This is a genomic window from Nocardia jiangxiensis NBRC 101359, assembly GCF_000308615.1.
GTDB classification, from domain to species: Bacteria; Actinomycetota; Actinomycetes; order Mycobacteriales; family Mycobacteriaceae; genus Nocardia; species Nocardia jiangxiensis.
Genome location: NZ_BAGB01000047.1, coordinates 488,574 through 501,237, shown reverse-complemented (window position 1 = coordinate 501,237; position 12,664 = coordinate 488,574). Strand labels below are relative to the sequence as shown.

Genomic DNA, 12,664 nt, shown 5'->3' with positions numbered 1-12,664 from the left:
CCGGCAAGTCGTTGCGTAAGGGGTGCGGCTGTGGATCGGTGCTGGTCGGGGGCCGTTGGGTCCGGTTAGGGTGGGGCCTGTCGGGGGAGTCGGCCCTCGCGCAGGGGATGGAGGGGACGATGTCCGTGGGGATGATGGCTGGTGAGTTCGGCGAGCAGTCGGAACTCGAGCGGGGCGGGTGGTCCTGTGCGCAGCTGAGTGCGCTGGATCCGCCGTACGAGTGGGAGCTGGTGGAGGGGCAGATCGTGGTGCGCGGCCGAATCGGGTACCGGCACAGACTTGTTCGTGATGCGCTGGTGCGGGCGTTAAGGTCGGCGCGGCGCGCGCCGTATGCGGTCCACGCCGATCAGCGCATGGCGCTCGGCGAGTTCAGTGTCCTGCGACCGGATGTCGTGGTGGTCGACGAGTCGGCCGTCGAGATGTATGCCGCCGACGGAATTCCGGCCGCTGCCGCGGTGCTCGTGGTGGAGATCGTCCCGGACGATTCCAGAGGAGACGACTGGTACCGCACGCCGCGGTTGTACGCCGACGCGGGGATCGCCAACTTCTGGCGGGTCGAGCGTGGGCGGGACGATCGTCCGATCGTCTATCAGTACTGGCTCGATCAGGAATCGCGCGAGTACGTCCCGGCGCCTACGCCGATCCACAGCGGCACGCTGTCCACCGCGGTGCCGTTCCCGGTCCGGGTCGACCTGTCGGCGATCTACACGCCCAGGCCGGACGGCCGCGCGTCGCGCGGGTCCGGTGGTCATGGTCCGTCGATGCGGCCGCGTTCTGGTACCGGGTGTGTTGGCGGACAACGTTATTCGTCAGCTCCGGTCGCGACCCGGCGGTGAGTGCGAATGTCGCGGCGATCAGGGAGCGAGCCGGACCTCGGCGATCGCGGATTCGGCGAGGCTGCTCAGGTACAGGGTGCCGTCTCGTTCGGCGACTCCGGTGACCATCGCATAGGGATCCGCTTCGCGTTGCAGATCGTGGACGAGCGCGCCGTCGAAGTCGAATGCCTGCACCCAGGCGGTGCGCACCGGTTTGGGCTGCAGTCCCGCCGGTATCGCCCAGACCAGTCGGCGCAGGATGCCGGGCAGTGGAAGGAGCATGTCCAGCAACGGATTTCGCGGTGTGACCAGGGCGACCCAGATCAGACCGTCACTGCCCAGGCCCATGTTGTCGGGGAGTCCGGGCAGATTCTCGACGAGGTAGTCCGAGGTTCCGGCCTGCGGACCGGACAGGTGGTATCGCGCGATGCGATAAGCCGCGGTCTCGGCGACCAGCACCTGCGAACGGTCCGGGGACAGGACGATGCCGTTGGCGAATTGCAGTCCGTCCAAGAGGGTTTCGACCCGGCCGTCGGGTGTGCGGCGGAACAGGCGTCCGGTACCGGAATGCTCGAAGAAATCACCCAGATAGTCCTCGAACGAGTATCGGCGGGTGGAGGCGGAGAAGTAGATCGTGCCGTCCTCGTCGGCGACGACGTTGCTGGCGAAGGTGAGCCGCTCCCCGTCCACCTCCTCGACCAGGACCTCCAGTCTCGCGTGTGGTGCGCTCAACCGCAGCAGCCCGCGTTCGGAATCACAGATCAGCAGGGAGCCGTCGGGATCGGCGTGCAACCCCAGCGGCCGTCCACCGGTGTCGGCGATCTGCTCGATCGCACCGTCGCGCGGATCGACCGCCAGGATCGCCCCGCCGCTGATTCCGGTCACGAGCCGGCCGTCCGGTGCGAGCACCACGTCCTCGGGGACGGCGCCGGGCAGGTCGATCAGCCGCGGTTCGGGCATCGGCGGCGTGCTGCGGCTCTGGCGGGCGCGCGGGGTGGCCTTCGGCGGCGTCCAACGTTGGGGGCGGAGCGGCATAGCCGAACCGTACCGCCCCGACGGTGGGCTGCGGTGCGTTTCCCTCTGTCCGAGCGGAACTCAGGCGGCGTGTGCGTCGGCCAGGGTGAGCGCTTCGTCCAGGATCGCCAGCCCCTCCTTCGCCTCGGCCTCGCTGATCGTGCACGGCGGCACGATGTGCAGGCGGTTGGCATTGACGGCCAGAAGGAGTCCGGCCGCGCGGCAGGCCGCGTCCACCTCTCGCAGCACGGTGGCGGCGCCGCCGAAGGGCACCAGCGGTTCACGGGTCTGCTTGTCGCGGACCATCTCCAGAGCCCAGAACACGCCGAGGCCCCGCACCTCGCCGACGCAGCGATGACGTTCGGCGAGCTCGCGCAGCCCGGGGCCGAGCACCCGTTCGCCCATCTCGGCGGCATTCTCGACGATGCGTTCCTCAGCCATCGCCGTGATGGTCGCCACGGCAGCCGCCGTGGCCAGCGGGTGCCCGGAGTAGGTCAGCCCGCCTGGGTACACGCGGTCGTCGAAGGTCGCCGCGATATGCGGGGCGATCGCGACGCCGCCCAGCGGTACATAACCGGAGTTGACACCCTTGGCGAAGGTGAGCAGATCGGGTACGACCGCGCCGGATTCCCCAGTGATGGAAGAGGATTCGGCAGCATGTTCGATGGCGAACCATCGTCCGGTGCGCCCGAAACCGGACATCACCTCGTCGGCGACGAAGACGATTCCGTAGCGATCGCACAGCTCACGGACTCCGGCCAGATACCCGGGCGGTGGCACCATGATCCCCGCGGTGCCCGGGACCGACTCCAGGATGATCGCCGCGATCGTCTCGGATCCTTCCAGCAGGATCGTCTGCTCCAGGTGTTCGAGCGCGCGTTCGCATTCCTGTGCGTCGGATTCCGCATGGAACTGCGAGCGGTACCGGAACGGCCCGTGGAAGTGCACCACTCCCGCAGCGCCGCGATCATTGGGCCAGCGTCGCGGGTCTCCGGTCAGATTCACCGCCAGATCCGTCCCGCCGTGATACGAGCGGTACCGGGCCAGCACCTTGGTTCGGCCGGTGTGCAGTCGCGCCATCCGCACCGCGTGCTCGACCGCGTCGGCGCCGCCGTTGGTGAAGAAGATGCGGTTCAGCTCGCCCGGGGTCCGCTCGGCGACGAGCCGGGCCGCCTCCGATCGCGCCGCATTGACATGCTGCGGCGCGATCGTGCACAGCTTGGCGGCCTGCTCCTGCACGGCGGCAACCACTTTCGGATGCTGATGACCGATATTGGTGTTCACCAGCTGCGAGGAGAAATCCAGCAGGCGATGGCCCGCACCGTCCCAGACGTAGCAGCCCTGCGCGGCACTGATCGTCATCGGATCCAACTGCCGCTGCGCCGACCAGGAGTGGAAGACGTGCCTGCGGTCCAGTTCGTAGGCGCGCTCGGCCTCGGCGCGGGCGGCGGTGAGGCTCATGCCGTTGGGCAGCGGTGTGTCCGCGATCGGTGTGGTGTCCTGCGTCATCGTCCGGGATTCTCCTCTCGGTGGTCAGCTGTTCTGTGGGAAGCCGAGATTCAGGCCGCCGTGACTGGGATCGAGCCAGCGGGAGGTGATGGCCTTGGTGCGGGTGTAGAAGTGCACCCCGTCCGTCCCGTGCGCGTGGGAGTCGCCGAACAGCGACGCCTTCCAGCCGCCGAAACTGTAGTAGGCCATGGGAACCGGGATCGGCACGTTGATGCCGATCATGCCGACCTCGACCTCGTTGTGGAACCGTCGGGCCGCGCCGCCGTCGTTGGTGAAGATCGCGGTGCCGTTGCCGTACGGGTTCGCGTTGATCAGCGTCAGCGCCTCGTCGTAGGTCGCGACGCGGACCACCGAGAGCACCGGGCCGAAGATCTCGTCGGTGTAGACGCTCATTCCCGGTGCGACGTTGTCCAGCAGGGTCGGTCCCAGCCAGAATCCGTCCGCTCCGCCGTCGGGCTGCACATCCCGTCCGTCGAGCGCCACCGTCGCACCCTCGGACTCTCCGGCGGTGATATAGGCGGCGACCTTGTCCCGGTGCGCTCGGGTCACCAGCGGGCCCATATCGCTGTCGCGGGTACCGTCGCCGGTCTTGATCGTCCTGGCGCGCTGGGTGATCCGCGCGATCAGGTCGTCGGCGATCTCACCGACGGCCACCAGGACGCTGATCGCCATGCAGCGCTCACCGGCCGAGCCGAAGCCGGCGTTGACCGCGGCGTCGGCGGCCAGATCCAGATCGGCGTCGGGCAGCACCACCATGTGGTTCTTGGCCCCGCCCAGGGCCTGCACGCGCTTGCCGGCGGCGGTGCCGCGCTGGTAGACGTAGCGGGCGATCGGCGTGGAGCCCACGAAGGAGACCGCCTTGATCGCCGGATTGTCCAGCAGTTCGTCCACGGCGGTCTTATCGCCCTGGACCACGTTGAACACCCCGTCGGGCAGGCCCGCCTCGGCCCACAGTTGCGCGAGCCACAGCGCCGCCGAGGGATCCTTCTCGCTCGGCTTGAGCACCACGGTATTGCCCGCCGCGATGGCCACGGGGAAGAACCACATCGGCACCATGGCCGGGAAGTTGAACGGCGAGATGATCGCCACCGGGCCCAGCGGCTGCTGGATCGAGAAGATGTCCACCTTGGTGGAGGCGTTCTCGGTGAAGCCACCCTTGAGCAGATGCGGTATGCCGCAGGCGAATTCGACGACCTCCAGGCCGCGGGTCACCTCACCGAGCGCATCGGAGAGCACCTTGCCGTGTTCGGCGGTGATGATCGCGGCCAGATCCTGCTTGCGCTCGTTGAGCAGTTCGCGGAAGCGGAACAGGATCTGGACCCGTCGGGTGAGCGAGGTATCGCGCCACGCCGGGAACGCCGCGGCGGCCGCCTCGACCGCCACCCGGACATCGGCGGTGTCCGCCAGCGAGACCTGTCCGCTGACCTGGCCGGTGGCGGGATTGGTCACCGGCGCGCTCGCCTCGCTGGTACCGGCGAACGGCTTGCCGTCGACCCAATGCGCGATGGTCTGCATATCTCTCCTCGAATCCGGACCGGACTGATGCTTCCACTGTGTCCCCGCGCGACCGGAATGGCGACCGACGAAATGTCGGCTTCGAGCCTGGATGTATTACGATTCATCGGTGTTGCCCACCGTCGCGGAAATTCTCGACATGCCCGTGGTCCGGGCCGGAGAACCTCGGGTGATCGGCGGCGCACAGGGCCTGGACCGGCCGGTGCGCTGGGTGCACGTCAGCGAGACCGCCGATCTGGCCACCCTGGTCTCGGGCGGAGAGCTGATCCTGACCACCGGCCAGCCGCTGGCCTACGGCGCCCCGGCGACGGGCGCCTACCTGGAATCGCTGGCCGCGGCCGCAGTGGCGGGGCTGGTCGTGGAGCTGGGCCGATACGTCACCGAACTGCCGACCTTCGTCGCGACCGTCGCCGATCGGCTCGGGCTCCCGGTGGTCGCGTTGCGGCGGATCACCCGATTCGTGGAGGTCACCGAGGCGGTGCACCGGATGATCGTGGCCGACCAGTATGCCGAGCTGGAGTTCGCCCATTCGGTGCACGAGACCTTCAGCACCCTCAGCGTGCGCCGCGCATCGCTCGAGGAGATCGTGAAAACCGCTGCGACCCTGCTGGATTCGTCGGTGGTGCTGGAGGATCTCGCGCACCGGGTGCTGGCGGTCTCGGCCAGGGGCACCTCGGCGGCGGCGCTGCTGGAGAACTGGGAGACCACCTCGCGCATGCTGCCCGACGATGTGGACAGCGCCGTCCCGGTCGGCCCGCACACCCAGCGCTGGGGGCGGCTGCTGCTGCGCTCGGAGAGCATCCCCTCGGCCAGGGCGCGGATGGTCCTGGAGCGGGCCGCACAGACGCTCACCCTGCACCGGATGATCGAGAAGGATCGGTTCGGGTTGCATCGCCAGGCGCAGACCGGGCTCATCGAGGATATGGTCGCCGGCCGGGTGATCGACGAACAGGAAGCGGTGGCCCGCGCCGCGACGCTGGGTCTGGCGCGTCGCGCCCGCTACGTACCGGTGACGGTGCGGGTGGCCGCGGTGAGCGAGCCGGATCCGCTGGCCCGGCAGCGTCGCGCGGCGACACTCCTGGACGCCGCCGGTCACGGCGTGGCGTTGAGCCGGGCGACCGCACTGAGCGCTGCGGACGAACAACAGCTCACCCTCATCCTGGGCATCGGCCGGGACGGCGAGCTGGACCCTCGGTTGGAGCAGGTCTGTGCCGCACTGGCCGCGGAGCTGCGCCGCACCGACGGCGTGCAACGGATCGCGGTCGGCGTGGGCGCGGATTCGGAATCGCTGCTGGACGCCGCGCGCGAACTCGCCCACGCCGCGCACGTCGCCGAGATCGCGTTGGCACTGGAATCGACCGCGCCGCGCTCGTTCTACCGCAGCGGCGATGTGCGGCTGCGCGGGCTGTTGTCGCTGATCCGCAACGAACCCGGCGTCCAGCGGTTCGCCGAGACGGAGCTGAGCGCACTGCTGCGCCACGACATCCGCCACCGCGGCGACCTCACCCCGACGCTGCGCCGATTCCTGGATCTGGCGGGCAACAAGACCGAACTCGCCCGGCGAATGAACATCTCGCGCCCGGCCCTCTACGACCGGCTGGCCCGCATCGAGCGCATCCTGGGCGTGGATCTGAACGACGGCGAGATCCGCACATCCCTGCACACCGCCTTGCTGATCCGAGATCTGACCGCAGGGTTCCGCGAGTGATGAGACGAACCACCGGCTGTGACCGGCGACCGGTAAGGCAGCATGAGCTTCATGATCACCGCCGAACGCATGCTGGACGTAGCCATCGAACAAGCCCGGCTCGGGCTCTCGCAGGGCGGCATTCCGATCGGAGCCGCACTGTTCGACGCGGAGGGAAATATCCTGGGCCGCGGGCACAATCGGCGGGTGCAGGACGATGATCCGAGCCTGCACGCGGAGACCGTCGCATTCCGCGATGCCGGGCGGCGACGGGACTACCGCGACACCGTCATGGTGACCACGCTCTCGCCGTGCTGGTACTGCAGCGGTCTGGTGCGGCAGTTCGGCATCGGCGCGGTTATCGTCGGGGAGTCGCGGACCTTCACCGGCGGACACGAATGGCTCGCCGAACACGGGGTGTCGATCACGCTGCTCGACGATTCGCGCTGCGTGGACATGATGACGAGCTTCATCGCCGAGCGCCCGCAACTGTGGTTCGAGGACATCGGCGTGACGCAGTAGCGGTCACCGATCGAGGAGAGCGAGGTGGCACCCGGCGGCTTTGCCATCCGCCGGGCGCCGTGGTGCCGCCCAGTTCGCACTCGGACGATGCGGGAACGGATCAGGTTCTCGGCGACGCGTCCTACCGTTGGACCACCTCCGCATGAGAGCGCGGAGAGCCGGAGATGAGCCGGCACCTCGTCGCGGTCGTCCGTATCCCTGCATCCTCGAGTTCGGCGGCGAATACTCAATCTGGAGCGAGAGTCTGAGCTTGTTGCGGCTGCCTCTACCGATTGGGCTACCCGGGCCCGTGCCCGGGGCGGGGGTCGAACCCGCACTGATACCGCGAATCAGATTCATGTTCAGTTTGAGCTTTGCGCTCCTCGCGCTTCCCCCGTCTACGAGGCAGGGGAATTCCTTGGGGATCCGGGCAGGCCCGGATCCGGTACTAGCGGAACAGATACCCGAACACGACCTCGCCGACCTTGCGGTCGGTCACCTCCGTCGCGTTGGCCTCCTCGCGGGCGAATTGCACTGCCTGACGCAGCTTTTCGATCCGGTCGGCGAGCTCGTTGACGCGCCGGGCAGGCAGTGCGCCGGAGAACTTGGTCGTGGTCCAGTATCCGATCGCGATGTCCTCGTAGTACACCTCGACCTGCGCCGGGTGCTTCTCGGTGGCCTCGGCCTTGACGTGGTTGCGCGGCACCTTCTTGGTGCGGATCGTGCGCACCGCATCGGTTCGCCAGGTGTCCGAGGAGTCATCGAACACCCACGCCTCGGCGGCATCGAGCACCGGCAGCTTCTTGGTGAAGGTCAGCAGTTCGCCGAGCTGCTTCTCCAGGAACAGCAGATAGGTGACCGGAACGTCGCGCAGCAGCGTCTCGCCCTCGACGGTCACATCGGCCGTGGCCTGGCAGTTGGTCCAGTCCTTGGTCGCGGTGACGTCGAACAGTCGGGTCAGGGTGTCGGCCGTGCGGCGCAGCACATCCTCCGACTTCAGTTGCACGCGAGTCGATTCGGGCGGCAGCTGCTCACCCTCCTCGTCCTTGGGCTGGTAGGATCGCGAGATTCCGGCCAGCAGGGCCGGCTTGTGCAGTCCGGACTGCACCTCGGCCAGTTCGCGCAGCGCGCCGCCCTTGACGCCCTTCTCCACCGCGATGATCTGATTGAGCTTGGTCATGATGATGCCTCCCTCCGCACCGTTCTCGTACCGTGCAGCAGTCGTCGGAAAACCTTGTGCCACACCTGGAGTCATTACCGAGTGCGAGCGACGAACAGACGGTACGCCGAACCGCGCGAAGGGCGCATCCGAATTATCGGACCACGATCATCGGATCAGGTGTGGACGGTCAGTTGTAGGCCCGCGCCACGCCGTCGAGCAGATGCTGCAGGGTGTCGTAGCTGGGCGTATCGACCACATCGACCACCTGTGGGGTGACCGGGGCGTGGTATTCGGTTGCCACCGAGGCGAACTCGGCCGGATCGCCGGTGCGGAAGCCGTGTTCGGCGGCGAGTTGCTGGAGTTCGGGATCGGTGGACAGCAGCTTGCCGAGACGGTCGCCCTCGGTGTTCAGCGGTACCAGGGTGTGCCGGGACAGCACCGTCGGTGACGGATACATCAGCACCATGTCGGGGGTGATCTTGCCCGCTACCGACGCCTCCACGAACTGCGCCTCGTAGATCAGCACCATGGGCATCGGGCCCATGCCGCCGGACAGGTACTCGTCGAACGGTCCCTTACTGGAATTGTCCGAATAACCCTGGTCGACAAAGAGTTTCGACACCTTCTGCACCGCGTTGTCCTCAGCGGTGGCACCGCGCACGATCGTGTTGTCGTTGGCCACATAGCTGGCGATCGCCAGATACATCGCGGCGGAGTTGGAGCTGCGCGGGTCGGTGGTGGAGACCAGGATGTTCTTCGGCACCGGATAGGTGGTGTTGCCGGGCAACTGATTCCACTGCGTTCCGGCGCCGGCCAGATCCAGATAGCGCTGCATGTCCAAGGTGGGTACCGGGCCCGGCCGCACGACACCGGCCGCGGTGAGCAGATCCACGATGGGCTTGAAGGTCGCGATCGCCATCGGCGAGGAGAAGGGCGTGTACCGGGTGGTGATGTTGCGTTCGCGCAGAATCACTTCCGCCGCAGGGGTACTCGATGGGAAGGCGAAGTCGAACTTGTTCAGGTCCACCGACGTGGCGATCTGGCGGGACCCGGCCGGTTCGACGTGTACTCGCAGTCCGTGCCGGGCCAGTTCGGAGACCACCTTCGGGTCGTTGAAGTAGGCGAGCTTCTCCGAGCCGATCACACCGTGCAGGGTTGTCACCGAAGGTGTTGCGGCCGTGGTGGATTGGTGTGACCCACCGGTGCCGAAGGCGAGCGCCACCACGACCACGACGACGATCGCCGCGGCGACCGGGCCGATCAGATTGCGTCCGCTCCAGGGCGGCGGGAGCAGATCCATTGCCGCGGAACGCAATCGGTCCGCGATGCCGGATCCGGCGGTCCGCGGTGCACTCGATTCCTGTTCGGCCTCCGTGGGCTCGGCGCCGGGTTCGGGCTCGCCGTCCAGCGATCGGCGCGCGACGCGCTCGACCAGGATCGGGATGAAATCGCGGATGGCGTGTCCGTCGAAACGACTGCGCGCGGCGCCGATCGCGGTGTGGACATCCTGCTCGGCATGGGTGTCCGTATAGTCCGCGACCAGTCGATCGGTCAATTGCCGCAGTGCTTTGTCTTCGCGTTCGCGTGCGACCTTGTCTTCACGTAGGGAATGGGTACCCACGCCGAGCTCCTCGACATCACAGGGAATGAATGCGCGGCATTATCCGGTGCGTCCCGGAGACATTACGGCACAAACGCTGCCGTTCCCAAGCGAGACAATAAGTTACGCGGCAGTTGCTGCGGAAATGCCTGCATGCTTTGGTATTTCGCGAAAATAGTTGCGTTTTCCGATGTGCCACGTTCAATTTCGCGATACCGGAAATTCATCTCAGGTGAGGACGAGGAGTTCGGTGGAGGAGGCGATTTCGATACGCAGTCCCGCTTTTTCGGCGATCCGTGCCAGACCCGCGATATCGGTGGGCTCGGCGCGGCTCAGGACCAGCGCGCGGGCCAGCAGGCCCTTGTGATGCTTGTTGAAGTGACTCACCACCGTGCGGCTGCCGTCCGGACGTTCGGTGAGCACGGTCGCGGTGACCGCACCGGGGACGCGGCCCAGCTGCTGATAGGTGCCCGAGCGCAGATCCACGACCAGCTGCCCGGCGGCCTCCTCCCGCAACGCGGGAGTCAGCACCGGTTTCCACAGCGAGGCCAGCGTCGCCATCCCGGGCAGCTTGGATCCGCCCGAGAGGCGATAGGCCGGAATCGGATCGCCCGCGCGCACCACGCCGAACAGCGCCGAGCCGATGGCCAGGCGGGCACGGGCCTTGCCGCGCTGCGCGGGCGTGAACGCTCCGGCATCCAGCGCGTCGTAGAGCACTCCGGTGTAGCGCTCGAGCGCGGGCCGGGTGGGTGAGGTGCGCAGCGCGGCATTGCGCGCGATCTCCGTATCGGCGGCTTTGCCCAGGCCCAGGGCCGCACGGGCGGCCGCGGGGTCGGCGGCCAGCTCGACAAGGTGGGTGATCAGCTTGTCGCGCACGGCGGTCAGCTGCGGCAGGGACAGCTCGTTCAGGTCGAGCGGACCGAGTTTTCCACCGTCGGACTTGGTTTCGGAGGGAGGCAGCAGCACCAGCACGAGCCGATACGGTACCGGCGCGCAGCGCGGGCGTGGGGAGGGGAGTGGCTCGCCGATCCGCGTGGCAGGAGCACGGTCTACTCTGTGCATCCGTGATCACCCGTCTCTCACACCTGTTCCTGCGCACCCTGCGTGACGATCCCGCCGACGCCGAGGTGCCCAGCCACAAGCTTCTCGTCCGTGCCGGATACGTCCGCCGGATCGCGCCGGGCGTCTACTCGTGGCTGCCGCTGGGGCTGCGGGTGCTGCGCAAGGTGGAGCAGGTGGTGCGCGAGGAGATGGACGGTATCGGCGCGCAGGAGATCTCGCTGCCTGCGCTGTTGCCGCGCGAACCCTACGAGGCCACCAATCGCTGGACCGAATACGGTGACGCGCTGTTCCGGCTGCAGGATCGCAAGAAGGCGGATTACCTGCTCGGACCCACCCACGAGGAATTGTTCGCACTCACCGTGAAGGGTGAGTACAACTCCTACAAGGATCTGCCCGTCACGCTGTATCAGATCCAGACCAAGTACCGCGACGAGGAACGTCCGCGCGCCGGAATTCTGCGCGGCCGCGAATTCGTCATGAAGGATTCGTACTCGTTCGATCTGGACGAGCAGGGTCTGCGGGCCAGCTACGACGCACACCGCCAGGCTTATCAGCGGATCTTCGACCGGCTCGGGGTCAGCTATGTGATCGTCGCGGCGACTTCCGGGGCGATGGGCGGCAGCGCGTCGGAGGAATTCCTGGCCGACAGCCCCGTCGGCGAGGACACCTATGTGGTCTGCCGCGAATCGGGATATGCCGCGAATGTCGAAGCGGTGATCACTCCCGCGCCCGCGGAGATTCCGCTCGACGGTCAGCCGGCCGCGCAGGAGCACGACACTCCCGGCACGCCCACCATCGCCTCGCTGGTCGACTGGGCCAACGGCGCCGGGATCGCCGAGCAGTACGGGCGGCCCGTCACCGCCGCGGACACCTTGAAGAACGTCATGGTCAAGCTGCGTCACCCGGACGGCAAGACCGAGATCCTGGGCATCGGCGTCCCGGGTGACCGCGAGGTGGACGACAAGCGCCTGGGCGCCGCGCTCGAACCCGCCGAGGTCGAACTGCTCACCGAGGACGACTTCAAGGCCAACGCCTTCCTGGCGAAGGGCTACATCGGCCCGAAGTCCTTGCAGGCCAACGGTGTTCGTTATCTGGTCGACCCGCGCGTGGTCACCGGGACCGCCTGGATCACCGGCGCGGACTCGCCCGGACGCCATGTGGTCGGCCTGGTCGCCGGACGCGATTTCACCCCCGACGGCACGATCGAGGCCGCCGAGGTGCGCGACGGCGATCCCTCGCCCGATGGCCGCGGCACGCTGGTCGCCGCGCGGGGTATCGAGATCGGGCACATCTTCCAGCTCGGCTACAAGTACACCGACACCTTCGAGGTCGATGTCCTGGGCGAGAACGGCAAACCGGTCCGGCTGATCATGGGCTCGTACGGCATCGGCGTCTCGCGCATGGTCGCGGTGCTCGCCGAACAGATGCACGACGACAAGGGCCTGCGCTGGCCGCGCGAGGTGGCCCCCTTCGACGTGCACGTGGTCATCGCGAACAAGGACGCGGGCGCTCGCGCCGGTGCGGAACAGGTTGCCGCCCAACTGGATTCGGCCGGTCTCGAGGTCCTGCTCGATGATCGCACCGCGTCGCCCGGAGTGAAGTTCAAGGACGCCGAACTTCTCGGCATGCCCCTGGTCCTGGTCGTCGGCCGCGGCTGGGCCGACGGCAAGGTCGAACTGCGCGACCGCTTCGCCGGAACCGGTGACGAGATTCCCGCGCAGGACGCGGTTCAGGCGGTCCTGGACAAGGTGCGCGGCTGAGAGCTACCGGTCGACGCCCCGGTCTGGTCGTAATCGACG

General features: G+C 67.6%; 10 protein-coding genes. 4 read left to right on the top strand and 6 right to left on the bottom strand.

Annotated features, from left to right (window positions below; genetic code table 11):
- Positions 1-119 precede the first annotated feature (119 nt).
- Positions 120-836, top strand: coding sequence for a Uma2 family endonuclease (locus tag ON40_RS22825; protein WP_157186379.1), 717 nt, complete (start codon positions 120-122; stop codon positions 834-836).
- An 18-nt stretch (positions 837-854) separates the two neighbouring features.
- On the opposite strand, the gene ON40_RS22820 is transcribed toward ON40_RS22825, so the two are convergent.
- The 3 genes from ON40_RS22820 to ON40_RS22810 are packed head-to-tail and all read right to left on the bottom strand — an operon-like array spanning position 855 to position 4,853.
- On the bottom strand, positions 855-1,850 hold the full coding sequence (locus ON40_RS22820) for an SMP-30/gluconolactonase/LRE family protein (RefSeq protein ID WP_245567939.1): 996 nt from the start codon (positions 1,848-1,850) through the stop codon (positions 855-857).
- A gap of 60 nt (positions 1,851-1,910) precedes the next feature.
- Positions 1,911-3,338: an aspartate aminotransferase family protein gene (locus ON40_RS22815; RefSeq protein ID WP_040825799.1), complete on the bottom strand. Its 1,428-nt coding sequence runs from the start codon at positions 3,336-3,338 to the stop codon at positions 1,911-1,913.
- A 24-nt stretch (positions 3,339-3,362) separates the two neighbouring features.
- Positions 3,363-4,853, bottom strand: a complete 1,491-nt coding sequence (locus ON40_RS22810) for a CoA-acylating methylmalonate-semialdehyde dehydrogenase (protein ID WP_040825797.1) — start codon at positions 4,851-4,853, stop codon at positions 3,363-3,365.
- 109 nt (positions 4,854-4,962) lie between these two features.
- On the opposite strand from ON40_RS22810, the gene ON40_RS22805 reads away from it, so the two are divergent.
- On the top strand, positions 4,963-6,561 hold the full coding sequence (locus tag ON40_RS22805) for a PucR family transcriptional regulator (RefSeq protein ID WP_040826055.1): 1,599 nt from the start codon (positions 4,963-4,965) through the stop codon (positions 6,559-6,561).
- A 42-nt stretch (positions 6,562-6,603) separates the two neighbouring features.
- Positions 6,604-7,062, top strand: a complete 459-nt coding sequence (locus tag ON40_RS22800) for a nucleoside deaminase (protein ID WP_040825795.1) — start codon at positions 6,604-6,606, stop codon at positions 7,060-7,062.
- A gap of 427 nt (positions 7,063-7,489) precedes the next feature.
- On the opposite strand, the gene ON40_RS22795 is transcribed toward ON40_RS22800, so the two are convergent.
- From ON40_RS22795 to yaaA, 3 genes are all read right to left on the bottom strand, one after another.
- Positions 7,490-8,221, bottom strand: a complete 732-nt coding sequence (locus ON40_RS22795; protein ID WP_040826054.1) for a DUF7873 family protein — start codon at positions 8,219-8,221, stop codon at positions 7,490-7,492.
- A 169-nt stretch (positions 8,222-8,390) separates the two neighbouring features.
- Entirely contained in the window at positions 8,391-9,824 is a 1,434-nt protein-coding gene (locus ON40_RS22790) for a three-helix bundle dimerization domain-containing protein (RefSeq protein ID WP_245567938.1), read from the bottom strand.
- A gap of 207 nt (positions 9,825-10,031) precedes the next feature.
- Positions 10,032-10,775, bottom strand: coding sequence for a peroxide stress protein YaaA (yaaA, locus tag ON40_RS22785; protein WP_040825793.1), 744 nt, complete (start codon positions 10,773-10,775; stop codon positions 10,032-10,034).
- Between the two features lie 92 nt (positions 10,776-10,867).
- Between yaaA and ON40_RS22780 the strand changes: the two genes are divergently transcribed.
- Positions 10,868-12,625, top strand: a complete 1,758-nt coding sequence (locus tag ON40_RS22780) for a proline--tRNA ligase (protein WP_040826052.1) — start codon at positions 10,868-10,870, stop codon at positions 12,623-12,625.
- The last annotated feature ends 39 nt before the right edge of the window (positions 12,626-12,664 follow it).

Bases quoted from the DNA above. Each gene is read 5' to 3' on its own strand.
- ON40_RS22820 (WP_245567939.1), bottom strand. From the start codon at position 1,850: ATGCCGCTCCGCCCCCAACGTTGGACGCCGCCGAAGGCCACCCCGCGC.
- ON40_RS22795 (WP_040826054.1), bottom strand. From the start codon at position 8,221: ATGACCAAGCTCAATCAGATCATCGCGGTGGAGAAGGGCGTCAAGGGC.
- ON40_RS22800 (WP_040825795.1), top strand. From the start codon at position 6,604: ATGAGCTTCATGATCACCGCCGAACGCATGCTGGACGTAGCCATCGAA.
- ON40_RS22810 (WP_040825797.1), bottom strand. From the start codon at position 4,853: ATGCAGACCATCGCGCATTGGGTCGACGGCAAGCCGTTCGCCGGTACC.
- ON40_RS22815 (WP_040825799.1), bottom strand. From the start codon at position 3,338: ATGACGCAGGACACCACACCGATCGCGGACACACCGCTGCCCAACGGC.
- ON40_RS22825 (WP_157186379.1), top strand. From the start codon at position 120: ATGTCCGTGGGGATGATGGCTGGTGAGTTCGGCGAGCAGTCGGAACTC.